Source organism: Pseudarthrobacter sp. NamB4, from assembly GCF_005796185.1.
Classification (GTDB): Bacteria; Actinomycetota; Actinomycetes; order Actinomycetales; family Micrococcaceae; genus Arthrobacter.
This window is the reverse complement of record NZ_VAHM01000044.1, coordinates 1-753: the sequence shown is the minus strand read 5'-3', so window position 1 is coordinate 753 and position 753 is coordinate 1. Positions and strand designations below refer to the sequence as shown.

At 63.5% G+C, this 753-nt stretch carries 1 protein-coding gene and 1 pseudogene; both read left to right on the top strand.

Going from position 1 to position 753, the window contains the following annotated elements:
- A pseudogene (locus tag FDW81_RS18570) lies at nt 1-94 on the top strand (phage holin family protein); the annotation flags it as partial.
- On the top strand, nt 91-753 hold the full coding sequence (locus tag FDW81_RS17955) for a DUF3618 domain-containing protein (RefSeq protein WP_138135558.1): 663 nt from the start codon (nt 91-93) through the stop codon (nt 751-753). The pseudogene FDW81_RS18570 and the gene FDW81_RS17955, both read left to right, overlap by 4 nt.

The following is a 753-nucleotide window of genomic DNA, read 5'->3' as shown; positions in this document are numbered from 1 at the left end:
CAAGGAACTCAAACAGATCAAGGGCATGCCCCAGACAGGCGAAACACTTTCTGAAATTCCCCCGACTCTGAAACCAGGTGAGGTAAACCGATGAGCGATAACCCGGACGCAATCCGTTCAGACATAGAAGCCACCCGGGCACGCCTAGGCACCAACGTGGACGCGGTCGCCGACAAGGTCACCCCGGCCAACATCGTCCACCGCCAGACCGACAAGCTCAAAGACGCCGTCACAGGGGTGAAGGAGAAAGTCATGGGAGCAGCAGACACCGCCACCACCAAGGTCCACGACAAGACCTCAGCAGGTGCCGGGCACACCACCAACGCCCTGCACTCCGCCGGCGACACACTCAGTGGCGCAGGCGAAAACGTCTCGGCAAAACTCAGTGACGCCGGCAGCGCGCTCTCCCAGGCACCGGACCAGGTCAAGACCAAAACCCAGGGCAACCCCCTGGCCGCAGGCCTGATCGCGTTCGGCGCCGGGATGCTCCTCTCGTCCCTGCTCCCGCCAAGCCAGAAGGAACGCGAAGCGGCCCAGCAGCTCAAAACCGCCGCCCAGCCGCTCGCCGGCAAGGTCACCGAAGCCGCCAAGAACGTGGCCGAGGACCTGAAGGAACCGGCCCAGGAAGCCGTCCAGAACGTCAAGGCCACCGCCACCGACGCAGCCCAAAACGTCAAGGCAGAAGGCCAAAGCGCCGCCACCGACGTCAAAGACCGCGCCACCGACGCCAAAACCAACGTCCAAAACACGTAG